20 protein-coding genes are annotated in these 19,757 nt (G+C 68.8%); 11 read left to right on the top strand and 9 right to left on the bottom strand.

All coding sequences use genetic code 11. From position 1 onward, the window contains the following. Nucleotides 1-48 precede the first annotated feature (48 nt). The 4 genes from AERO9AM_RS06145 to AERO9AM_RS06160 are packed head-to-tail and all read right to left on the bottom strand — an operon-like array spanning nt 49 to nt 4,056. Entirely contained in the window at nt 49-783 is a 735-nt protein-coding gene (locus AERO9AM_RS06145; RefSeq protein WP_159575350.1) for a peptidase E, read from the bottom strand. After that, nucleotides 780-1,652: a carbohydrate ABC transporter permease gene (locus AERO9AM_RS06150; protein WP_159575351.1), complete on the bottom strand. Its 873-nt coding sequence runs from the start codon at nt 1,650-1,652 to the stop codon at nt 780-782. Before AERO9AM_RS06150 ends, AERO9AM_RS06145 begins: the two co-directional genes overlap by 4 nt. Next, nucleotides 1,649-2,791, bottom strand: a complete 1,143-nt coding sequence (locus AERO9AM_RS06155; protein ID WP_159575352.1) for a carbohydrate ABC transporter permease — start codon at nt 2,789-2,791, stop codon at nt 1,649-1,651. Before AERO9AM_RS06155 ends, AERO9AM_RS06150 begins: the two co-directional genes overlap by 4 nt. Before the next feature lie 2 nt (nt 2,792-2,793). Next, nucleotides 2,794-4,056: a sugar ABC transporter substrate-binding protein gene (locus AERO9AM_RS06160; RefSeq protein ID WP_159575353.1), complete on the bottom strand. Its 1,263-nt coding sequence runs from the start codon at nt 4,054-4,056 to the stop codon at nt 2,794-2,796. A gap of 174 nt (nt 4,057-4,230) precedes the next feature. On the opposite strand from AERO9AM_RS06160, the gene AERO9AM_RS06165 reads away from it, so the two are divergent. The 3 genes from AERO9AM_RS06165 (at nt 4,231) to AERO9AM_RS06175 (ending at nt 6,364) form a co-directional block, all read left to right on the top strand. Next, nucleotides 4,231-5,226 carry a LacI family DNA-binding transcriptional regulator gene (locus AERO9AM_RS06165; protein WP_159575354.1) on the top strand — a complete coding sequence of 332 codons (996 nt, stop codon included), beginning with the start codon at nt 4,231-4,233 and terminating at the stop codon, nt 5,224-5,226. Between the two features lie 41 nt (nt 5,227-5,267). Further along, nucleotides 5,268-5,621: a hypothetical protein gene (locus AERO9AM_RS06170; protein WP_159575355.1), complete on the top strand. Its 354-nt coding sequence runs from the start codon at nt 5,268-5,270 to the stop codon at nt 5,619-5,621. Nucleotides 5,622-5,716: 95 nt separating this feature from the next. Further along, nucleotides 5,717-6,364, top strand: coding sequence for an NAD(P)-dependent oxidoreductase (locus tag AERO9AM_RS06175; protein WP_159575356.1), 648 nt, complete (start codon nt 5,717-5,719; stop codon nt 6,362-6,364). 56 nt (nt 6,365-6,420) lie between these two features. Here AERO9AM_RS06175 and AERO9AM_RS06180 read toward each other — a convergent pair whose 3' ends face one another. The 3 genes from AERO9AM_RS06180 to AERO9AM_RS06190 all read right to left on the bottom strand — a co-directional run bounded on the left by AERO9AM_RS06180 (nt 6,421) and on the right by AERO9AM_RS06190 (nt 9,031). Next, a complete protein-coding gene (locus AERO9AM_RS06180) occupies nt 6,421-6,612 on the bottom strand; it encodes a hypothetical protein (RefSeq protein ID WP_159575357.1) in 192 nt (63 codons plus the stop codon). A gap of 129 nt (nt 6,613-6,741) precedes the next feature. Next, complete coding sequence (locus tag AERO9AM_RS06185) at nt 6,742-7,644, bottom strand: arginase family protein (RefSeq protein ID WP_159575358.1); 903 nt, start codon at nt 7,642-7,644, stop codon at nt 6,742-6,744. Between the two features lie 112 nt (nt 7,645-7,756). Continuing rightward, on the bottom strand, nt 7,757-9,031 hold the full coding sequence (locus tag AERO9AM_RS06190) for a DUF445 domain-containing protein (RefSeq protein WP_159575359.1): 1,275 nt from the start codon (nt 9,029-9,031) through the stop codon (nt 7,757-7,759). 89 nt (nt 9,032-9,120) lie between these two features. On the opposite strand from AERO9AM_RS06190, the gene AERO9AM_RS06195 reads away from it, so the two are divergent. From AERO9AM_RS06195 to AERO9AM_RS06215, 5 genes are all read left to right on the top strand, one after another. Then, on the top strand, nt 9,121-9,393 hold the full coding sequence (locus AERO9AM_RS06195) for a metal-sensitive transcriptional regulator (RefSeq protein ID WP_159575360.1): 273 nt from the start codon (nt 9,121-9,123) through the stop codon (nt 9,391-9,393). A gap of 158 nt (nt 9,394-9,551) precedes the next feature. Next, nucleotides 9,552-10,721, top strand: a complete 1,170-nt coding sequence (locus AERO9AM_RS06200) for an ABC transporter ATP-binding protein (RefSeq protein ID WP_159575361.1) — start codon at nt 9,552-9,554, stop codon at nt 10,719-10,721. Beyond that, nucleotides 10,718-11,914 (top strand): polyamine ABC transporter substrate-binding protein, encoded by a 1,197-nt coding sequence (locus AERO9AM_RS06205; RefSeq protein ID WP_236602508.1) that lies wholly within the window; start codon nt 10,718-10,720, stop codon nt 11,912-11,914. The genes AERO9AM_RS06200 and AERO9AM_RS06205 overlap by 4 nt, the downstream gene beginning before the upstream one ends. Further along, the gene (locus AERO9AM_RS06210; RefSeq protein ID WP_236602509.1) at nt 11,907-12,797 is read left to right on the top strand and encodes an ABC transporter permease; all 891 of its coding nucleotides are present in this window, start codon (nt 11,907-11,909) and stop codon (nt 12,795-12,797) included. The genes AERO9AM_RS06205 and AERO9AM_RS06210 overlap by 8 nt, the downstream gene beginning before the upstream one ends. Next, nucleotides 12,794-13,717 (top strand): ABC transporter permease, encoded by a 924-nt coding sequence (locus AERO9AM_RS06215; protein ID WP_159575362.1) that lies wholly within the window; start codon nt 12,794-12,796, stop codon nt 13,715-13,717. Before AERO9AM_RS06210 ends, AERO9AM_RS06215 begins: the two co-directional genes overlap by 4 nt. Nucleotides 13,718-13,790: 73 nt before the next feature. Here AERO9AM_RS06215 and AERO9AM_RS06220 read toward each other — a convergent pair whose 3' ends face one another. Then, complete coding sequence (locus tag AERO9AM_RS06220) at nt 13,791-15,158, bottom strand: aspartate aminotransferase family protein (RefSeq protein WP_159575363.1); 1,368 nt, start codon at nt 15,156-15,158, stop codon at nt 13,791-13,793. A gap of 99 nt (nt 15,159-15,257) precedes the next feature. Next, on the bottom strand, nt 15,258-16,421 hold the full coding sequence (locus AERO9AM_RS06225) for an MFS transporter (protein WP_159577400.1): 1,164 nt from the start codon (nt 16,419-16,421) through the stop codon (nt 15,258-15,260). A gap of 470 nt (nt 16,422-16,891) precedes the next feature. On the opposite strand from AERO9AM_RS06225, the gene nrdH reads away from it, so the two are divergent. Genes nrdH through nrdE form a run of 3 tightly spaced genes read left to right on the top strand, consistent with a single transcriptional unit; the run spans nt 16,892 to nt 19,750 of the window. Then, the gene (nrdH, locus tag AERO9AM_RS06230; protein ID WP_045251249.1) at nt 16,892-17,125 is read left to right on the top strand and encodes a glutaredoxin-like protein NrdH; all 234 of its coding nucleotides are present in this window, start codon (nt 16,892-16,894) and stop codon (nt 17,123-17,125) included. 40 nt (nt 17,126-17,165) lie between these two features. Beyond that, entirely contained in the window at nt 17,166-17,609 is a 444-nt protein-coding gene (gene nrdI / locus AERO9AM_RS06235; RefSeq protein ID WP_159575364.1) for a class Ib ribonucleoside-diphosphate reductase assembly flavoprotein NrdI, read from the top strand. After that, on the top strand, nt 17,591-19,750 hold the full coding sequence (gene nrdE / locus AERO9AM_RS06240; protein WP_159575365.1) for a class 1b ribonucleoside-diphosphate reductase subunit alpha: 2,160 nt from the start codon (nt 17,591-17,593) through the stop codon (nt 19,748-19,750). The genes nrdI and nrdE overlap by 19 nt, the downstream gene beginning before the upstream one ends. Nucleotides 19,751-19,757 lie beyond the last annotated feature (7 nt).

A 19,757-nucleotide genomic window follows, 5' to 3' on the forward strand; every position in this document is an offset into this window, starting at 1 on the left:
GAGGGGCGGATATGTCTGCGGAGGTCGGGGTCGATGCGCGGACGGCGGTCAGGGGCGCGGAGAGACGGTCAGGTCGCGGGCCGGCAGGCGCTCCTCGGAGCCGTCTGCGGATACGGCCCACGCAGCGGCACCGGCGCGCTCGGCCACGACCTCGATGAGGCGGTCGCCGCGGTACAGCAGGCCGACGCCCTCCTCGACGCCGTACCCGGGCGGGATCCGTCCGGACACGATCGCCTCCCGGAACGCGGGCGCGCGGGAGGGCTGGGAGTCGTGGTGCGGGCTGAAGGATCCGGGCAGGAAGCGCAGCCCGTCCGCGACCACCTGTGCGTCCGGTCCGAACGACGTCGTGGTCCCGCCGGTGTGCCAGCACAGCCCGCCGGCGGAGCCGCCGGCGAGCACGACCCCCGCCTTCCAGGCCTGCCGCAGGAGCGCGTCGAGCCCGTGTGCGCGCCACAGCGCGAGCAGGTTCACGACGCTGCCTCCGCTCACCCAGATCACGTCGCGGCTGAGCACGTGCTCGGCGAGGCGCTCGTGGTTCGGGTGCGGGAAGAGCCGGATGTGGCTGCCTTCGGCTCCGGCGGCACGGGCCGCTTCGAGCTCTGCGCCCTCGACGAAGCGGGGGTCGCCTCCGGCGGTGTTCACGTGCGCGACGCGGGGTGCGCGGCCGGTCACCCCGGCGAGCTCGATCGCGAGACGCAGGAGCGGTCCGTACGCGGCATCGCGCCAGCCGCCGTCCACCATCCCCCCGCAAGTGGCGAGGATCGTGGGCGAGTCGGCCGTCATTCCTTCACCGCCCCGTCGCTGGAGTTCATGATGCGCTTCTGGAACACGAAGAACATCACGGCCACGGGGATCGTCATGATGATGGCGGCCGCGAGTTTGAGCGGGTACTGCCGGCCCTGGCTGAGCTGGCCGTTGGCGAGCTGCGCGACGCCCTTGGTGAGGGTCGTGAGCTCGGGGGACTGCGTCGACACGATGAAGTGGGCCAGCTCGTTCCAGGATCCCTGGAACGAGAGGATCACGATCGTGATGAGGGCGGGTCGCGCCATCGGCAGCACCACCGACCAGAACACCCGGAACGTGCCGGCGCCGTCGATCCGCGCCTGCTCCTCGACGGAGACGGGGATCGACTCGAAGAAGTTCTTCATGATGAACACGCCGGCCGCGTCCACGAGCAGCGGCAGGATCATGCCCGCGTAGGAGTCGTACATGCCGAGGGTGTTGATCACCAGGAACTTCGGGATCAGCAGCACGACCGTCGGCACGCTCATGACGGCGACGAGTCCTGCGAACACCAGGTTCCGGCCGCGGAAGCGGAGGCGCGCGAGCGCATAGCCGGCGAGCGAGTTGAAGAACACGCGGCCCGCGGTCACGACGATCGTGACGATCACCGAGTTCGTGAACCAGGTGGGGAAGTCGCTGCGCAGGAACAGCTGCGTGTACGCCTCGGTCGTGAAGGTGTGCGGCACCAGCCCGAGCGGGTTCGACGCCGCGTCCGGATCCGTCTTGAAGCTCGTGGCGACCTGGATCAGGAACGGGTAGATGTACACGATCGCGAGGGCGATCAGCAGCGCGTACAGCACGGAGGTGGAGGCGATCCGTGCGGTGCCCCACCGGCGGTGGCGGGGCGCGAGGGTGGAGCCGGCGCTCATCGTGCAGCTCCCTGGCTCGCAGGCGTGCGTTCATCCCGGGCCGCTGCCGCACGGGCGGCGGCGCGCTCGGCTGCTTCCGCATACGGCCGGTTGCGCCGACGCGACACCGCCCGTTCACGCAGCGCCCAGCGCTGGATGAGAGTGAAGACGATGATGATCACGAACAGGATGAATGCGATCGCGGCGCCCTGGCCCCATTCCTGATTGAGGAACGACGCCTGATAGGACTGGTACGCCGGCGTGATCGTCGTCTTGGCGGGCTGGCCGCGCGTACCGGTGTAGATCTGATCGAAGACCTGCCAGCAGCCGATGAGGCCGAGCGTCAGCACGGTGAACAGCGTGGGGCGCAGCTGCGGCAGGGTGATCCGCCAGAACCGCTGCCATCCGTTCGCGCCGTCCATCATCGCCGCCTCCTGCACCTCGCCGGAGATGTTCTGCAGCGCGGCGAGGAACAGCAGCATGAACGTGCCGCTCGTGGTGAAGATCGCCATGATGATGTAGACGCACATGGCGACGCTGGGGCCGCCGATCCAGTCCCAGAACGACACGCCCAGGAAGCTGTTCTGCGTGAGGGTCGCCGGGCCGGAGCGGGCGCCGAAGTGCAGGATCCCCGAGGGATCGTTGAGCCAGTTCGGACCGTTGATCCCGAGCCATCCGAGAGCCGCGTTGACCGCGCCGGTCGTGGAGAAGAGGAACAGGAACAGCACCGTGATCGCCACCGAGCTCGTCACCGAGGGGAAGTAGAAGGCGGTGCGGAACACGCCGCGGCCCTTGAGGATCTGACGGTTCACGAGCACGGCGAGGAACAGGCTCAGGGCCGTCTGGCAGGGGACCACGAGGAGCACATACCAGGCGTTGTTCTTCAGGCTCATGCCGAAGTCGGCCTCGGCGAGCCCGCCGCCGAGCAGCAGTGCGGCGTAGTTCTTCAGCCCGACGAACGAGACGTTCCCGGAGAACGGCGAGCCGCGCCCGCCCCAATCGCTCACGCTCACCCAGAGCGCCATGAGCACGGGCACGACCAGGAACAGGCCGAGCAGGATCAGCATCGGGGCGGTGAAGAGCCACCCCGATGCGGTCTCACCGCGCCGCAGTCCCGGGTGGGGCGCGGGGCGATGAGACCGCACGGTGGAGGAGGCCATGATTACTTGGTCAGGGCTTCCAGGTTCTTCTGCGTGGCGTCGAGGATCGCCTTCGGGTCACCCGTCGCGAGGGACCCGAGCTTGCCGTTGAAGTCGGTCACGACGTCGCTGGCGCCCTTGGCGGTCGGCACACCCTGGGCATAGTCCGCCCCGTTCAGGAACGGCACGAGCGCGGCGTTGTCCTTCTTCCACGCGTCCGCGGCCGACTTGATCGACGGCATCGGACCGAACGCCTTCGAGAAGGCGAGCTGGCTGTCGGCGCTGGTCAGGTGCTCGACGAGGTCGAGGGCGGCCTTCTGGTTCTTGCTGTCGGCCGAGATGCCCCAGCAGTTGGTGAACTGGAGCGTGCCCTTCTTGCCGTCGGGTCCGGCGGGCAGCTCGACCGCCTTGTACTTCACGGTGGGGTAGTCGTTGGTCATGGCGCCGGTGATCCAGTTGCCCTCGACGACCATCGCGGCCTTCTGGGTGCCGAACGCCTCTCCGCCCCAGCCGGATCCGAGATCCGCGGCGAACTTCATCGAGCCGGCGTTCAGGAGGCCCTTGAGGTAGTCGAGCGCCTTCACGTTGCCCTCGGCGTCGGCAGTGGCCTTGGTGGAATCGGCGTTCATCAGACCGCCGCCTGCGGCGACCATGAAGGCGCCGACGCGCGCGTACTCGCCGCTCATCGACAGGCCCACGTGGCCGTCGGCGGTGAGCTTCTGGGAGACCGCGGCCAGCTCGTCCCAGGTCTTCGGGATGTCGGCGTCGGTCAGGCCGGCCTTCGCCCACATGTCGGTGTTGATCACGAGCTGCAGCGTGGAGAAGTCCTTGGGCGCGCAGTAGAGCTTGCCGTCGTAGGTGAAGGACTTGAGCAGGCTCGGGTAGAAGTCGTCCTTGTTCTTGAGCAGATCACCGTAGGCGAGCAGCGAGCCGTTCGACGCGTAGCCCGCAAGCGCATCGGTCGACTGGTAGAACACGTCGGCGGGGGATCCGGAGGCGAAGCCCTGGGAGAGCTGCTGGTTCAGGTCGCTCGCCGCGGTGACCGTCGCCTTGACGCCCGAGGTCTTCGACCACGCAGCGACGGCGTCGTTGACGGCCTTGGTCTCCGCATCGCCGGACGACCCGATGAGGATGTTCAGCGGCTTGTCGGACGAGGTCAGCTTCGAGGATCCGGTTCCGCCGGCGTCGCCGCCGGAGAACCCGGAACCGCAGCCGGTCAGGGCGATCGCGCCGACGAGGACGAGTGCCCCAGCCCCGATCGCGGCGCGCGTGCTGTGCCGTGTCATGTCTCTTCTCCCTTGATGAGCATCCGTGATGATCGGTGCTTCGCGTGGACGACAGGAGCGCGTCCCGTGAATTTGAACGATCAAACTCTGTATCGAATACGCTAGGCGGCACAGGTGCGAGGTGTCAAGGTGGGAAGGTGGTCCCGGGCCACGCGAGCCGCGGAGGGGAGAGACATGGTCAGGACTCCGACCGTCGAGGACGTCGCGCTGCGCGCCGGTGTCTCTCGGCAGACCGTGTCGAACGTGCTGAACACCCCGGCGATCGTCAAGCCGGCGACGCGCGAGCGCGTGCAGCAGGCGATCGTCGAACTGGGCTACCGACGGCATGCGGCGGCGCGGCAGCTGCGCACCCGGCGCAGCTCGACGATCGGGGTCCATCTGGATCCCTACGTCGGAGGCGTCTCGGGCGTGGTGCTGGACCGTTTCGTCCACGCGCTGACCGAGCGGGCGAGCGAGCGCGGCATGCGCATGCTCGTCTACGCGGCGCGGACGGCGGACGATGAGATCGCGCGGCTCGCCGAGCTCTGGGAGGGTTCCGAGATCGACGCCGCCATCATCACCGGAACGTTCCACGGCGATCCCCGCACGCGCTGGCTCGGGGATGCGCACCTGCCGTTCGTCGCCTTCGGGCGGCCCTGGGGCGAGGACGACCTCGCCGCCCCCGAGCACCTCTGGGTCGACGTGGACGGCGCCGCGGGAACCCGCGCCGCCACCGAGCACGCGCTGGGATTCGGCTCGCGGCTCGCGTTCCTCGGCTGGCCGACGGGCTCCGGCACCGGCGACGACCGCGAGCGCGGCTGGCGCGAGGCGATGAGCGCCGCGGGGGTCTCGGGTCCGCGGTGGACGGCGGTCGAGGACGTGGCGGCCGCCCGCGCCGCAGTGGAGGCCGCCGGCGATGACGTCGACGCCGTCGTGTGCGCGAGCGACTCGCTCGCGATCGGGGCCCTGCTCGCGCAGGCGGCGGGATCCGCGCGCGTCCCCGTGATCGGCTTCGACAACACGCCGACGGCCGAGGCTCTCGGGTTCTCCAGCGTGGAGCAGCGCCCGGAGGACGTCGCCGTCGCGACGCTGGAGCTGCTGATGGGGCCGACGGGCGAGGCGGTGACGCCTCGAGAGGTTCAGGCGGGCACGGCGCACGCGCTGATCGAGCCGCGCCTCGTGGTGCGCTGAGCACTTCTCGCCCATCTGGGCTTCGCCTGTAGGCTTCACGGATGCCCAGCCAGAACTTGCAAGACTACTGCGACTGGTGTTTTGCGCCGCTGTCCGAGGATGCGCTAACTCGCTCGCGCTGGCTTGGCTTGGCGTCAGAGGACACCTGGGCCTGCTCGACTTGCATCGAGAAGGGGCGCTACCGCGTACCGCCGGAGGGCTGGAACGGTCCGGCCGACGAGTGGTTGGCGCGCGACGAGTATGTCTTGAGTGCTGATGATCGAAGGACCGTTCTCAACGCGCTGAACGAGATCCTGCACGGTCCGGACGCCATCGAGGAGTGGGAGTTTCACACGCGGATCGGCGTCACGAGAGAGGAAGCGGCTCAGACGTGGCGGCGAGTCGCCGGCGAGTGAGTGTTGGTCCAGCGGCTGACCTCGCCCATTTCCGACGCCGAAGTGAATCCGGATCGATTAGCCCTGCGCGCCGCTGTCGGGCATAGCGTGGAGCCATGGCACGGATCCTGATCTTCGGCGGCCACGGCAAGGTCGCGCTGCTCCTCGAACCCCTTCTCACCGCGCGCGGCGATGAGGTCACCGCGGTGATCCGTGACCCCGCTCAGGTCGACGACGTACGCGCGACCGGCGCGGATCCGGTGGTGTTCGACGTGGAGTCCGCCTCTGAGCAGGAGATGGCGACGCTGATCGCCGGACACGACGCGGTCGTCTGGTCGGCCGGCGCCGGCGGCGGTTCCGCCGCGCGCACCCGTGCCGTCGACTTCGAGGCGGCGACGCGCTCGATGGCGGCGGCCGCGGCGGCAGGTGTTCCGCGGTACGTCATGGTGTCGTACTTCGGCTCGTCGCCCGATCACGGCATCGATCCGTCCGACTCGTTCTTCGCCTACGCCGAGTCGAAGGCCGCGGCCGACGAGGTGCTCCGCGCCTCCGATCTGGCGTGGACGGTGCTCGCGCCGAGCCGGCTGACCCTCGAGGATCCGACAGGCCGGATCGACACGGAGGCCGAGGCGTCCGGAAGCGTGTCCCGGGCCGACGTCGCCGGCGTGATCGCGCAGACCCTCGTGGAGCCGGCGACGATCCGGCGCACGATCCGCTTCAACACGGGCGAGGTGCCGATCGAGGAAGCGCTCAGGAGGCACTGAGCTCGCTGCTCCGCTGACCTCGCCGCCCGCAGAGCCGCGACTTCAGAGCCGCGCCCTCAGGGGTTTGGCTCCTCACCGGTGCTCAGTCCCTCGTCCGCGATCGAGCTGGCGACCCCGTGGAGGAACTCGGCTGCCCATGCGGCCGGCATCCGCGGATCCGAGGCGATCTCCACCCCGAACGCTTCGTGCCCGTCGGGAAGGCGTTCGGCCACGACCGTGATCTGGAGGACCTGCTTCGTGTCGGTCATCGTGCTCCTTCATCGTCACCGTGCGCGGCCGCCCTTCCGGGGCGTTGGGTCGCCACGATAGGCGCGCGGGGGACGATCGCCGAGAGGGTTGCGGAATCGGCCGCGATGCCCTTCGTCCGCTTCGCCGGGTCAGCCCCGGCCGGCGAGCGCGGCGAGCAGCTCCAGCACGCACAGGGCGGCGAGGCGCACCGTGCGCGCGTCCTCGTCGTCGGCGGTGGCGTCCACCTCGGCGATGTCGGCGCTCACCACGCGCGGGTCGGCGGCGATGCCGCGGACCAGCGCACGCAGCTCCCACGCGGCGAAGCCACCGGGGACGCTCGCGGGGCACCCCGGCGTCGCGGCGCGGTCGCACGCGTCGACGTCGACGTCGAGGTGCACGCGCGCCGCGTCCCCGGCTCCGGCGACCTCGACCGCCTCGGCCACGACGTCGGCGATGCCGCGGCGGCGTACCTCGTCGAGGGTGATCACACGGATCCCCCAGTCGGCGGCGCGCTGGGCGTAGGCGACGGAGTTCGCGAAATCGGCGATGCCGATCTGCACGATGCGGCGGGGGTCGATCGCAGCGCCCGCGGGTGCGTCCTCGACGAGCCGGCGCACCGGAGAGCCGTTGGAGACGCCGTCGCGCAGATCGAAGTGCGCGTCGATGGTGATGAGCCCGGTCGCGCCCGCGCCCAGGGCGACGGGATAGGTGAGGGAGTTGTCCCCGCCGAGCGCCACCACGAGGCGCGAGCCCGCCGAGAGCTCCGCGACGCGGGCGATCGCGCGGGCCACGCCCTCCTCGCCGTCGGGCTCGTGCACGTCTCCCGCGTCCGCGATGCGCAGCGCCTGGTTCAGGTCGACCGCAGGCGGCCCCATCAGCGTGGGGCTGTACCGCCGCAGCGCCTCGCGGATCGCGGCCGGGGTCGCGTGCGCTCCGGTCGGCGACAGGGAGGTGCGCCACGTCGGCACGCCCAGGAGCACGGCGTCGGCGGCGCCCTCGAACGCCGGCCAGTCGCCGCCACGGGGCCAGAGGGGGTCGTGCGACAGTGCCATGTGGGTCCCTTCGTCAGGCGCGAGCGGCGTCCGCTGACCAGCGTGCCACGACGGCCGGCCGCACCTCCGGCCCCTGCTGGGACGGTGTCTGGCCGACGAGACATCGCGCGGGCTACACCGGGATGACGGCGTGCGCCACGGCGAAGATCGCGAGTCCGGCGAGAGCGCCGACGACCGTGCCGTTGAGGCGGATGTACTGCAGATCGCGGCCGACCATGAGCTCGATCTTCTCCGTCGTCTCGGCCGGATCCCAGCGCTCCACGGTGTCGGTGATGATCGACGCGATGTCGTGCCGATAGCGGTCCACGAGGAAGACGGCGGCGTCGGTGACCCAGCCGTCCACGCGGCGCTGCAGCGGCTCCTCGGTCGTGAGGCGCTCGCCGAGCTCGGCGATCGCGGCGGCGGCGCGGCGGCGCAGGCCGCTGTCCGGATCCGCGAGTGCCGCCAGCAGTCCCGTCTTCGCCGCATTCCAGACCTCGGCGGCCAGCACCCCCACGCGGGGGCTGTCGAAGACCGCCGCCTTGGCGTTCTCGAGTCGCGCGCGCGTGTTCGGATCGTGCTGCAGATTCTCCGCGAGCCGCGCCAGGTAGCCGTCCAGCGCGAGCCGGGCGGGGTGACGCGGATCCGCCTGAACCGCCCGCACGAAGCGCACGGCCTCGTTGTAGGCGGCCTCGTCCAGGAACCGGTGCGCGAGCCGCGGCACCCACCCCGGCAGACGGCGCGACAGCAGGCCGTGGAACGCCGCGGCGTTGCCGTCGAGCCACGTCGCGATGCTGTCGACGGCGAGGTCCACGGCTCCGCGATGCGCATCGGCCTGCACGATCCGCTCCAGCCAGGCGCCGGCCGGAGTGCCCCACTCGGGTTCCACGAGGTGCTCGCGGGCGAGCTCGGCGATGACGCTCTGCACGTCGTCGTCGCTGAGCGCGCGCAGCACGGCGGCGGCGATCGTGGATCCCTCGCTGGAGACCCGCTCCGCGTGCGCGGGCGTGCGCAGCCAGGCTCCGAGTCTCGCGGCGATCGACGTCTCCGAGAGCTTGGTGCGCACGACCTCGGAGGAGAGGAAGTTCGTCTCGACGAACTCGCCCAGCGTGCGCCCGATCTCGTCCTTGCGGTTCGGGATGATCGCCGTGTGCGGGATCGGCAGCCCGAGCGGACGCCGGAACAGCGCCGTCACGGCGAACCAGTCGGCGAGGGCGCCGACCATGCCGCCCTCGGCCGCGGCGCGCACGTACTCCAGCCAGGGATAGCGGCTCTGCAGCCAGAAGGCGACCACGAACGCCACCGCCATCACGCCGAGCGCGCCGAGGGCGACGGCCTTCATCTGCCGCAGGGCGCGCAGGCGCCCGAGATCGGCGGGGGACAGCAGTGCTTCACGCGCGCGTGCCATGCGCCCATCCTTCCATCCCGCCTCGCCCGCACAGCGCCGCGACGGGGGAGCCGATGACGCACCATCCGGGGACGGGTAGCCTCGACCTCGTGATCGAAGACATCAAGAAGCGCGCGCTGCACCGCACCAGCATCCTCGAAGGCCAGCTCCGCGGCGTCGCGAAGATGATCGAGAACGAGGACTACTGCATGGACATCATCACGCAGTCCCGGGCGATCCAGCGCTCGCTCGAGTCCCTCAACAAGCTGCTGCTGGAGAACCACCTGCGCACGCACGTCGCGCACATGTTCGACGAGGGCGGCACGCAGCGAGAGCAGGCCATCGAGGAGCTCCTGAAGGCGTTCCACTTCCAGGCGAAGTAGCTTCCGCGAAACAGGCACGAAACACGCCTTTTCGTTGATCGACCGCACCTCCGCCACGAATATCGTCGCGAATCTGCGATCGACCTTCGTTTTCCTCTGTACGGTCCTCGGATCCTGTGCCAGACTCTCTGCATTCGACGACTCGATGTGGAGGTTCCATGAGCAGTCCTGTGTCCGTACCTGCTCAGAGCACGACCGGCGCGGCCCCCGGCGGCGTCGAGATCTCTGACGTCACCAAGTACTACGGCGACGCCACCGCCGTCGATCGCCTGTCGCTGTCGATCCGCCCCGGGGAGTTCCTGTCCCTGCTGGGCCCGTCGGGCTGCGGCAAGACCACGACGCTGCGCATGATCGCCGGCTTCGAGCACCCGGACGCAGGAGACATCCGACTGAGCGGTCGCAGCGTGCTCGGACTTCCGCCGCACAAGCGCGAGGTCAACACGGTCTTCCAGGCGTACGCCCTGTTCCCGCACATGACCGTCGCCGAGAACGTCGCCTACGGACTGCAGCAGCGCCGCGTGCCGAAGGCCGAGCAGCGCGCGCGGGTAGCGGAGGCGCTCGACATGGTGCAGCTGCGGCGTTTCGCGGACCGCAAGCCCACGCAGCTCTCGGGCGGTCAGCAGCAGCGCATCGCCCTGTCCCGCGCGCTCATCAACCGCCCCTCCGTCCTGCTGCTGGACGAGCCCCTCGCCGCGCTCGACCGCCAGCTGCGTGAGGAGATGCAGCTCGAGCTGAAGCTGCTGCAGGCCCGGCTCGGCACCACGTTCGTCTTCGTCACGCACGATCAGGCGGAGGCGCTCTCGATGAGCGACCGGATCGCGGTGATGCGCGCGGGGCGCATCGAGCAGCTGGCCGCGCCCGCCGACATCTACGCCGAGCCGGCGTCGGCGTACGTCGCCGCGTTCATCGGCCAGCAGAATTTCCTGCACGGCACCGCCCTCGGCGGCGACGCCGTCGACACGTTCGCGGGTGCGGTGCACGGCCGCTGGGGCGGGGAGCAGAGCCGGCCCGGAGCCACTGCGGTCGCAGCGATCCGCCCCGAGTTCGTCCGCCTCGCACCCGCGACCGCGTCCGGCGTCGTCGACGGGCCGGGCGTCGACGGCACGGTCCTCGGCGTCTCGCACCTCGGGGAGACCCTGCAGGTCGCGGTCGACGTGGGCCGGGAGCAGGCGTTCCTCGTACGCATCCCCGCGCCGGGCGCCCCGTCCGTCGCGGCCGGCGACGCCGTGCGCTGCACCTGGAATCCCGACGACGTGCGCCTCTTCGCCGGCGACGGGATCCCCGAGACGTCCACGCACGTGATCGCGCTGCCCAAGGAGGCGGCGTGACGGTGCGGGCAGGCGCCCCGGCGGAGTCGCCCGTGCGCGTGCTCGCGAACGAGGCGTCTGCGCGCAAGATCCGCTCCGAGCTGACCCGGCGAGGGTTCCTCGCGACGGCGCTCGCCGCTTCGGGTGCAGTGCTGTTCACCGCGTGTGCCCCGCAGAAGGCGTCGGCGGCTTCCGAAGCGCACGGTGGTCCGCTCGAGGACAAGCTCTCGATCTACACCTGGAGCGACTACGACAACCCGGATCTGCTGGCCGCGTTCACGAAGAAGAAAGGCCCGAAGATCGTCGTCGATGCCTTCAACTCGAACGAGGAGCTTGTGGCGAAGCTGGTCGCAGCACGGGGCACGTCGGGGTATGACATCGTCGTCCCGACCGGGCCGTTCGTCCTCCCGATGGCGGAGAACGGGCTGCTCGAAAGGCTGAACCTCGACCTCATCCCGAACTTCGCGACGATGAACCCGAGCTTCATCCACCGCTCTTTCGATCCGAAGAACGAGTACTCGATCTGCAAGGCCTGGGGGACGACCGGTTTCGCTTACGACAGGACCGTGATCACGCGGGAGCTGCGCACCTGGAACGACTTCATCGACGCCGCGCAGAACGAGGCCTCGGGCAAGACCTCCGTCCTGGACGACCCGGCGCCGCTGTGCGGCATCTACTTCTGGTCGCACGGCATCGACTGGAACACGACGGATCCGAAGCACCTGGACGCATGCGAGGCCTTCCTGACCACGCAGCTCGCCCGGCACATCACGGCATTCGACTCGGCGCCCGGTGGTCAGATCATCCCGCAGGCGTCGGCGGCGCTCGTGCAGGTCTACAACGGCGATGCGCGCACCGGCATCTCGTCGTCCAAGGATCCGGAACGGTGGCAGTGGGTGCTCGGCGGGCCCGCCACCGAGATCTGGATGGACAACTGGGCGATCGCGAAGGGCGCCCCGCATCCCGAGGCGGCGCACGCCTTCATCAACGAGATGATCTCGCCGGCGATCCAGGTCGATCAGATCGACTACATCGGTTACGACACCGGCGTGGACGGCGCGCAGACGATGGCCGAGGAGGCCGGATTGGAGAACCTCGACATGGTGTTCTTCACCGAGGAGCAGATCGCGACCATGCACGAGGGCAAGTTCACCCGTGCGCAGGAGCGCATCGTGGAGATCTGGAACGCGACGAAGGCGGCGGCCGGTGCGTAAGCTGCGGATCCGCGCCGGCCTGGCGCTGCCGGCCTGGGCCTGGCTCGTCGTCTTCTTCGTCGTCCCCATCGGAGTGGTGGTCTGGTACAGCTTCGGCTACAAGCCGAGCATCTTCGCGACGAATGCGAACGACAAGCTGTCCTTCGACCGCTACCTCGAGGCGCTCTCGCCCACCTTCTTCGCCACCTTCCAGAACACGCTCTGGGTGGGCATCGCCGGAACGCTGCTGTGCCTGGTGATCGGCGCGCCGGTCGCCTACTGGATCGCGGTGAAATGCGCGCCGAACCGGCGCGGGATGTTCCTCGCGCTGGTGATGGTGCCGTTCTGGACGAACTTCCTCGTGCGGACGATCGGCTGGCAGATCATCCTGGCGCCTGAGGGCTGGCTCTCGCACGCGCTGCAGTTCCTCGGCGTGATCCCGGGGCCTCTGGGGATCCTGAACACCCGCGGAGCGGTGCTGCTCGGCGTCGTCTACAACTACCTCCCGCTGATGATCCTGCCGTTGTTCGTGGCGTTCGACCGCGTGAGCGGACCGCTGCGCGAGGCCAGCAAGGATCTGGGCGCGGGCAGCTGGAGGACGTTCTTCCGGGTCACCGTGCCGCTCGCGCAGCCGGGCATCATCGCCGGCGTGCTGCTCGTGTACATCCCGCTCATGGGCGACTACATCACCGCGACCGTGCTCGGCGGGGCGAAGGGCAACATGGTGGGCCAGATCGTGGCCAGCCAGTTCCAGACCGCGCAGAACTGGGCGCTCGGCTCGGCGATGGCGGTGCTGCTGATCCTCACCATCGCGGTATCGATCGGGGTCGCGGCCGCGCTCGGCTGGCTCGTCACGATCCCGGTGCGCCGCACCTACCGACTGACGCTGGAGGAGGCACGATGACCGTCGTCGCAGAACGTCCCGCCGAGCAGGCGGACCCCACCCCGCCGTCGCCGCGCACCGCATCCGTCGCGCGCCCCCGCGCGCCGCGGAACATCAGCCGCTGGCTGCTGCCACTGTGGGCGGCGCTCGTGTTCGTCTTCCTCTTCCTGCCCATCGCCGTCGTGATCGTGTACTCGTTCAACGTCGGCCGGCTGCTCATCTCATGGGATCACTTCGGGTTCGACTCGTTCGCGGCGATCGTGACCAAGCCCGCCGTGCGCGACGCCGTGCTCGTCTCCCTGCGCACGGGCCTGATCGCCGCGGTTCTGGCCACCGCCCTCGGGACGCTCGCCGGGATCGCGATGGCACGCACGCCGGGCAGGTGGGTGCCGTGGTTCCTCGGGCTGCTCCTGCTCATCTCGGTCACCCCCGAGATCGTGGATGCGGTCGCGCTGCTGCCGTGGGTCGTCTTCCTCGGGCAGGATCTGGGCATCTCGATCTTCAACGACGGCACCGTGCGTCTCGTGATCGGGCAGTCCCTGTTCTCGATCGCGATCGTCTCGTACATCGTGCGCGCCCGGCTGGTCGGCCTCGACGCCAGACTCGAGGAAGCGTCGGCGGACCTGTATGCGAAGCCGCTCACCACCTTCCGCAAGGTGACGCTGCCGCTCGCGATGCCCGCCGTGCTCGCCGGGTTCCTGCTCTCGTTCACGCTCGGCCTGGACAACACCGTGGTGTCGGCGTTCGTGCAGGTGTCGGGCACCACGCCGTGGCCGGTGTACGTGCTGAGCGCGCTGCGCAGCGGGCTGCGCCCGGAGATCGCGGCCGTGTCGACCATCATGCTCGTGCTCACGCTCACCGCCCTGGCGCTCGTCGCGCTGGTGCTGAAGCGCGCAGGCGACTCGGCGGCCGACATCGCGCGGACGATGGCGGGCGGCTGAGTCGCAGGGCCGTCGCTCGGACATGAAGAAGGCCGGACCCCGCAGGTCCGGCCTTCTTCATCGCCCCCAGCGGCTACAGGACGTTCTCCGCCTCGGTCAGCACGCCGCGCAGGATCCCGGTGATCTCGCGGAACTCCGCCGGGCCGATGGTCAGCGGCGGGGCGAGCTGGATCACGGGGTCGCCGCGGTCGTCGGCACGGCAGTACAGGCCCGCCTCGAACAGCGCGCCGGAGAGGAAGCCGCGCAGCAGACGCTCCGACTCGTCATCGTCGAAGGTCTCTCGCGTCGCCTTGTCCTTGACCAGCTCGATGCCGAAGAAGTAGCCGTCGCCGCGCACGTCGCCCACGAGCGACAGATCCAGCAGGCTCTCCAGCTCGGCGCGGAACAGCGGCGAGTTCTCCCGCACGCGCTCGTTGAGCTTCTCCTCCTCGAAGATGTCGAGGTTCTCCAGCGCCACCGCGGCCGACACCGGGTGGCCGCCGAAGGTGTAGCCGTGCGGGAAGGACAGGTCGCCGTGCGCGAACGGCTCGTAGATCCGATCGCTCACGATCGCCGCGCCGAGAGGGGAGTACCCGCTCGTGATGCCCTTGGCGCAGGTGATGATGTCGGGCACGTAGCCGTAGGCGTCGCACGCGAACATGTGCCCGATCCGGCCGAAGGCGCAGATCACCTCGTCCGACACGAGCAGCACGTCGTAGCGGTCGCAGATCTCGCGGACCCGCTGGAAGTACCCGGGAGGTGGCGGGAAGCAGCCGCCCGAGTTCTGCACCGGCTCCAGGAACACCGCGGCGACCGTTTCGGGTCCCTCGAACTGGATCATCTCCTCGATCCGGTCCGCCGCCCAGATCCCGAACGCTTCGGGATCCGTCGGCGCGCCCATCTCGGCGGCGCGGTAGATGTTCGTGTTCGGCACGCGGAAGCCGCCAGGGGTCACCGGCTCGAACATCGCCTTCATCGCGGGGATGCCGGTGATGGCGAGCGCGCCCTGCGTCGTGCCGTGGTAGGCGATCGAGCGGGACAGCACCTTGTGCTTCGTCGGCATGCCGCGCAGCTTCCAGTAGTGCTTGGCGAGCTTGAAGGCGGTCTCCACGGCCTCGCCGCCGCCGGACGTGAAGAAGACCCGGTTCAGGTCGCCCGGGGCGTATCCGGCGAGGCGGTCGGCCAGCTCGATCGCGGCGGGGTGCGCGTACGACCACAGCGGGAAGAACGCCAGCTGCTCGGCCTGCTTCGCGGCGGCCTCGGCCAGGCGCGTGCGGCCGTGGCCGGCGTTCACGACGAACAGGCCGGACAGGCCGTCGATGTACTGCTTGCCGGTGTCGTCCCAGATGTGGTGGCCCTCACCCCGGACGATGATCGGCACCCCGCTGCGGTCCATGGTGGACTGCCGGGTGAAGTGCATCCAGAGGTGATCATGTGCTTTTCGTTGCAGATCGGCGCTCATGCACCGATCTTGTCACTGAAAATCGAAAAGGACAACAGAAACCGAAGGTTGACGTCCCCGGATCCTGCGGATTCCGAGGTCAGTCGTGTCCGTCGACCCTCAGGGCAGCGGCACGGCCTCGGTGTCGGGCATCGGCCCCGCGTCGCGGTCGCGCAGGTCGGGGAGGGAGCGCACGAACAGCACGGACACCACGAGCGCGGCCGCTGCGAAGCACGTGGCGGCGAGATAGGCGCCGGTCGGGCTGTGCATGCTGTCGATGAGGAAGCCGGCGATGGCGGATCCGGCCGCCGCGCCGATCAGCTGCCCGGTACCGGCCCAGCCGAACGCCTCCGCGGTCTCGGAGAACTTCACGCTCGCGGAGGTGACCGCGAACAGCACGGCGAGGGCGGGGGCGATGCCGATGCCGGCGGCCAGCAGGGTGCCGCCGAGCCAGAACACGTTCAGCGAGACCATGGTCAGGGCGAGGCCGATGGTCACGATGGTGAGGCGACGTGCCATCGCCCACGGCCCCATCGGCACGCGGCCCGAGGCGAGGCCGCCGACGAGGCTCCCCACCGAGAACACCGCGAGCACGAGCCCGGCTTCCAGGCCCGCGTGATCGAAGGTCTTCACCACGCCGGCTTCCACGGCCGCGCACGCGCCGATGAGGAGGAAGCCGATGACGGTGGCCAGCATCACGGGCGGCTTGAGCACGACCGCGCCGAAACCTCGGCGGCTGCGGGGGATGCGCACCCGGCCGACCTCGGGGGAGAGGATGAACCAGGCGCCGCCGCCCACGAGCACTGCGGCGACGAGCAGGAGCCCCTGAACGGTGCCGACCTGGGTGGACACGATCGTGATGACCACCGGTGCGACGATCCAGATGATCTCCTGCAGTGAGGCGTCCAGCGAGAACAGCGGCGTCAGCTGCGAGGAGTTCACGAGCTTGGGGTAGATCGTGCGCGCGGCCGACTGGATCGGCGGCGTCGCGAGTCCGGAGATCATGCCGAGCACCACGAGCCCGGCGAGCGGCAGCGCGGATCCGAACGCGAGGCCGAGGACCGCAAGCACGCAGATCGACAGGGTGAGCGTGAGCACGGGCCGCATGCCCCAGCGGCCCATCCAGCGGCTCGTGACAGGACCGGCCACCGCCTGGCCGATCGACGACGCGGCGAGCACGAGGCCCGCGGCGCCGTAGGAGCCGGTGGCGTGCTGCACGTGCAGAAGGATCGCGAGGCTGGCCATACCGTTCGGGAAGCGGGCCGTCAGCTGTGCGGCGATGATGCGTCCGACTCCCGGTACGCGCAGAAGCTCCTTGTATCCCGATCCAGCCACGGATCCACGTTACCGGTCGGACTGCCCCAGGAGCGGGTGAGCGCCGGGGTTGCGCCACGCGCCGCGCGTGCGAGGCGACGCGGCCGGCGCGACACGCCGACGACACGCCGAAGGGCGAATTCCACAGCCTGAGAAATGTCGCAGGCCCCTGGAAGCATCGCATCTGTGGATGGATCCGGTGGGGGCGTTCGCGAGCCGCATGAAATCGCGGATCCGGAGGCCGCCGCGGGCGACGCGGGCTGTGGACAGAAGCGTGGAGAACCTGTGTCGAAGCGGTGGAATACGGTGGAAAACTACATAGTTGTAACTACTAGCCCTTGTGGTCGACCCGAATGTCCGCACCTATATGTAGTATTGAACTCCCGGCGGGGCCACCTGCCCGACAGCCGGGTTCTGAGGGGAAAGAAGAGGCGCAACACATGTCCATCACCGTCTACACCAAGCCCTCCTGCGTGCAGTGCAACGCGACCTACCGCGCGCTCGACGCGAAGGGCATCGAGTACGAGGTGCACGACGTCTCCGAGGACGCCGCGGCGCTCGAGCACGTGAAGTCGCTCGGCTACCTGCAGGCTCCCGTCGTCGTCACCGACGAGGACCACTGGTCGGGCTTCCGTCCCGACAAGATCGACGAGCTCGCCGCTCGCCTCGCGTAACACCCGAGGGGGCGCCCTTCGACAGGCTCAGGGGCCGATCATGAACGTTGCCGCAAGCACCGCGACCGCCGCGCCGCTGCTGGTCTACTTCTCGAGCATCTCGGGCAACACCGCCCGGTTCATCGAGAAGCTCGGCCTTCCGGCGCGGCGGATCCCGCTGCACAGCACGGAGGAACCGCTCGTCATCGATGAGCCGTTCGTGCTGGTCACGCCGACCTACGGCGGGGGACAGGGGCGGGGCGTCGAGAAGGGCGCCGTGCCCAAGCAGGTCATCCGGTTCCTCAACGATGAGCGCAACCGGCGACACATCCGCGGAGTGATCTCCGCGGGCAACACCAACTTCGGCGACGCATTCTGCGCCGCCGGTGACATCATCAGCCGCAAGTGCCACGTGCCCCACTTGTACCGGCTCGAGATCTACGGCACACAGGACGATGTCGATCGCGTGAGCGACGGATTGGAACGATGGTGGAAGCAGCAGTGAAGGAAGAAGCGGCCTACAAGGTCAACCAGGCGTACGAGGGGCTGGACTACCACGCCCTGAACGCGATGCTGAACCTGTACGACGCGAACGGGAAGATCCAGTTCGACGCCGACAAGCGGGCCGCGCGGGAGTACTTCCTGCAGCACGTCAACCAGAACACGGTGTTCTTCCACTCGCTCAAGGAGCGCCTGGACTACCTCGTGGAGAAGGAGTACTACGAGGGCGCCGTCCTGGACAAGTACTCGTTCGAGTTCATCCAGAAGCTCAACGACCGCGCCTACGCGAAGAAGTTCCGCTTCGAGACGTTCCTCGGCGCGTTCAAGTACTACACGAGCTACACGCTGAAGACCTTCGACGGCAAGCGCTACCTCGAGCGCTTCGAGGACCGCGTGGTGATGACCGCCCTCGCACTCGCCGACGGCGATGAGAAGCTCGCCGTGAACCTCGTCGACGAGATCATCTCGGGCCGCTTCCAGCCCGCTACCCCGACGTTCCTCAACGCCGGCAAGGCCCAGCGCGGCGAGCTCGTCAGCTGCTTCCTGCTGCGCATCGAGGACAACATGGAGTCGATCGCCCGCGGCATCAACTCGGCCCTGCAGCTCTCCAAGCGCGGTGGCGGCGTGGCGCTCCTGCTGAGCAACATCCGCGAGTCGGGTGCGCCGATCAAGCAGATCGAGAACCAGTCCTCGGGCATCATCCCCGTGATGAAGCTCCTCGAGGACTCCTTCTCCTACGCGAACCAGCTCGGCGCCCGTCAGGGCGCGGGTGCGGTGTACCTGAACGCGCACCACCCCGACATCATGCGGTTCCTCGACACCAAGCGCGAGAACGCCGACGAGAAGATCCGCATCAAGACGCTGTCGCTCGGCGTCGTGGTTCCGGACATCACGTTCGAGCTCGCCAAGAACGGCGAGGACATGTACCTGTTCTCGCCGTACGACGTCGAGCGCGTCTACGGCGTGCCCTTTGGCGACATCTCGGTGACCGAGAAGTACCGCGAGATGGTCGACGACCCGCGGATCAAGAAGACCAAGATCAACGCGCGCGAGTTCTTCCAGACGATCGCCGAGATCCAGTTCGAGTCGGGCTACCCGTACATCATGTTCGAGGACACGGTGAACAAGGCCAACCCGATCAAGGGCCGGATCAACATGTCCAACCTGTGCAGCGAGATCCTGCAGGTGAACACCCCGACCACGTACAACGAGGACCTCTCGTACGCGCAGATCGGCAAGGACATCTCCTGCAACCTCGGCTCGATGAACATCGCGCTGGCGATGGACGGCGGCGACCTCGGTGCGACCGTGGAGACCGCGATCCGCGGCCTCACCGCGGTGAGCAACCAGAGCCACATCGCCTCGGTGCGTTCGATCGAGGACGGCAACGACCGCTCGCACGCGATCGGCCTCGGCCAGATGAACCTGCACGGCTACCTCGCCCGCGAGCACGTCTACTACGGGTCCGAAGAGGGCATCGACTTCACGAACATCTACTTCTACACGGTGCTGTTCCACGCGCTGCGGGCCTCGAACAAGCTCGCGATCGAGCGCGGGACCGCCTTCGACGGCTTCGAGGACTCCACCTACGCGTCCGGCGCGTTCTTCGACAAGTACATCGAGCAGGAGTGGGTGCCCGCGACCGAGAAGGTCAAGGAGCTGTTCGCCGGTCACCACATCCCGACGCAGGCCGACTGGGTCGAGCTGAAGGAGTCCATCCAGAAGCACGGCATCTACAACCAGAACCTGCAGGCGGTGCCGCCGACCGGATCCATCTCGTACATCAACAACTCGACGAGCTCGATCCACCCGATCGCGTCGAAGATCGAGATCCGCAAGGAGGGCAAGCTCGGTCGCGTCTACTACCCGGCGGCGTTCATGACGAACGACAACCTGGAGTACTACCAGGACGCGTACGAGATCGGCTACGAGAAGGTCATCGACACCTACGCCGCCGCCACGCAGCACGTGGATCAGGGCCTGTCGCTCACGCTGTTCTTCAAGGACACCGCGACCACGCGCGACATCAACAAGGCGCAGATCTACGCCTGGCGCAAGGGAATCAAGACGATCTACTACATCCGTCTGCGTCAGCTGGCCCTCGAGGGCACGGACATGACCGAGTGCGTCAGCTGCATGCTTTGATTGTCTG

Origin of the sequence: Microbacterium sp. 8M, assembly GCF_902506375.1 — a bacterium.
Lineage (GTDB): Bacteria > Actinomycetota > Actinomycetes > Actinomycetales > Microbacteriaceae > Microbacterium.

What these genes read in the sequence shown, in the direction of transcription:
- AERO9AM_RS06200 (WP_159575361.1), top strand. Translation starts at nt 9,552, where the DNA reads ATGAGCAGTCCTGTGTCCGTACCTGCTCAGAGCACGACCGGCGCGGCC.
- nrdI (WP_159575364.1), top strand. Translation starts at nt 17,166, where the DNA reads ATGAACGTTGCCGCAAGCACCGCGACCGCCGCGCCGCTGCTGGTCTAC.
- AERO9AM_RS06190 (WP_159575359.1), bottom strand. Translation starts at nt 9,031, where the DNA reads ATGGCACGCGCGCGTGAAGCACTGCTGTCCCCCGCCGATCTCGGGCGC.
- AERO9AM_RS06155 (WP_159575352.1), bottom strand. Translation starts at nt 2,791, where the DNA reads ATGGCCTCCTCCACCGTGCGGTCTCATCGCCCCGCGCCCCACCCGGGA.
- AERO9AM_RS06145 (WP_159575350.1), bottom strand. Translation starts at nt 783, where the DNA reads ATGACGGCCGACTCGCCCACGATCCTCGCCACTTGCGGGGGGATGGTG.
- nrdH (WP_045251249.1), top strand. Translation starts at nt 16,892, where the DNA reads ATGTCCATCACCGTCTACACCAAGCCCTCCTGCGTGCAGTGCAACGCG.
- AERO9AM_RS06180 (WP_159575357.1), bottom strand. Translation starts at nt 6,612, where the DNA reads ATGACCGACACGAAGCAGGTCCTCCAGATCACGGTCGTGGCCGAACGC.
- AERO9AM_RS06160 (WP_159575353.1), bottom strand. Translation starts at nt 4,056, where the DNA reads ATGACACGGCACAGCACGCGCGCCGCGATCGGGGCTGGGGCACTCGTC.
- nrdE (WP_159575365.1), top strand. Translation starts at nt 17,591, where the DNA reads ATGGTGGAAGCAGCAGTGAAGGAAGAAGCGGCCTACAAGGTCAACCAG.
- AERO9AM_RS06150 (WP_159575351.1), bottom strand. Translation starts at nt 1,652, where the DNA reads ATGAGCGCCGGCTCCACCCTCGCGCCCCGCCACCGCCGGTGGGGCACC.
- AERO9AM_RS06175 (WP_159575356.1), top strand. Translation starts at nt 5,717, where the DNA reads ATGGCACGGATCCTGATCTTCGGCGGCCACGGCAAGGTCGCGCTGCTC.
- AERO9AM_RS06220 (WP_159575363.1), bottom strand. Translation starts at nt 15,158, where the DNA reads ATGAGCGCCGATCTGCAACGAAAAGCACATGATCACCTCTGGATGCAC.
- AERO9AM_RS06185 (WP_159575358.1), bottom strand. Translation starts at nt 7,644, where the DNA reads ATGGCACTGTCGCACGACCCCCTCTGGCCCCGTGGCGGCGACTGGCCG.
- AERO9AM_RS06170 (WP_159575355.1), top strand. Translation starts at nt 5,268, where the DNA reads ATGCCCAGCCAGAACTTGCAAGACTACTGCGACTGGTGTTTTGCGCCG.
- AERO9AM_RS06215 (WP_159575362.1), top strand. Translation starts at nt 12,794, where the DNA reads ATGACCGTCGTCGCAGAACGTCCCGCCGAGCAGGCGGACCCCACCCCG.
- AERO9AM_RS06165 (WP_159575354.1), top strand. Translation starts at nt 4,231, where the DNA reads ATGGTCAGGACTCCGACCGTCGAGGACGTCGCGCTGCGCGCCGGTGTC.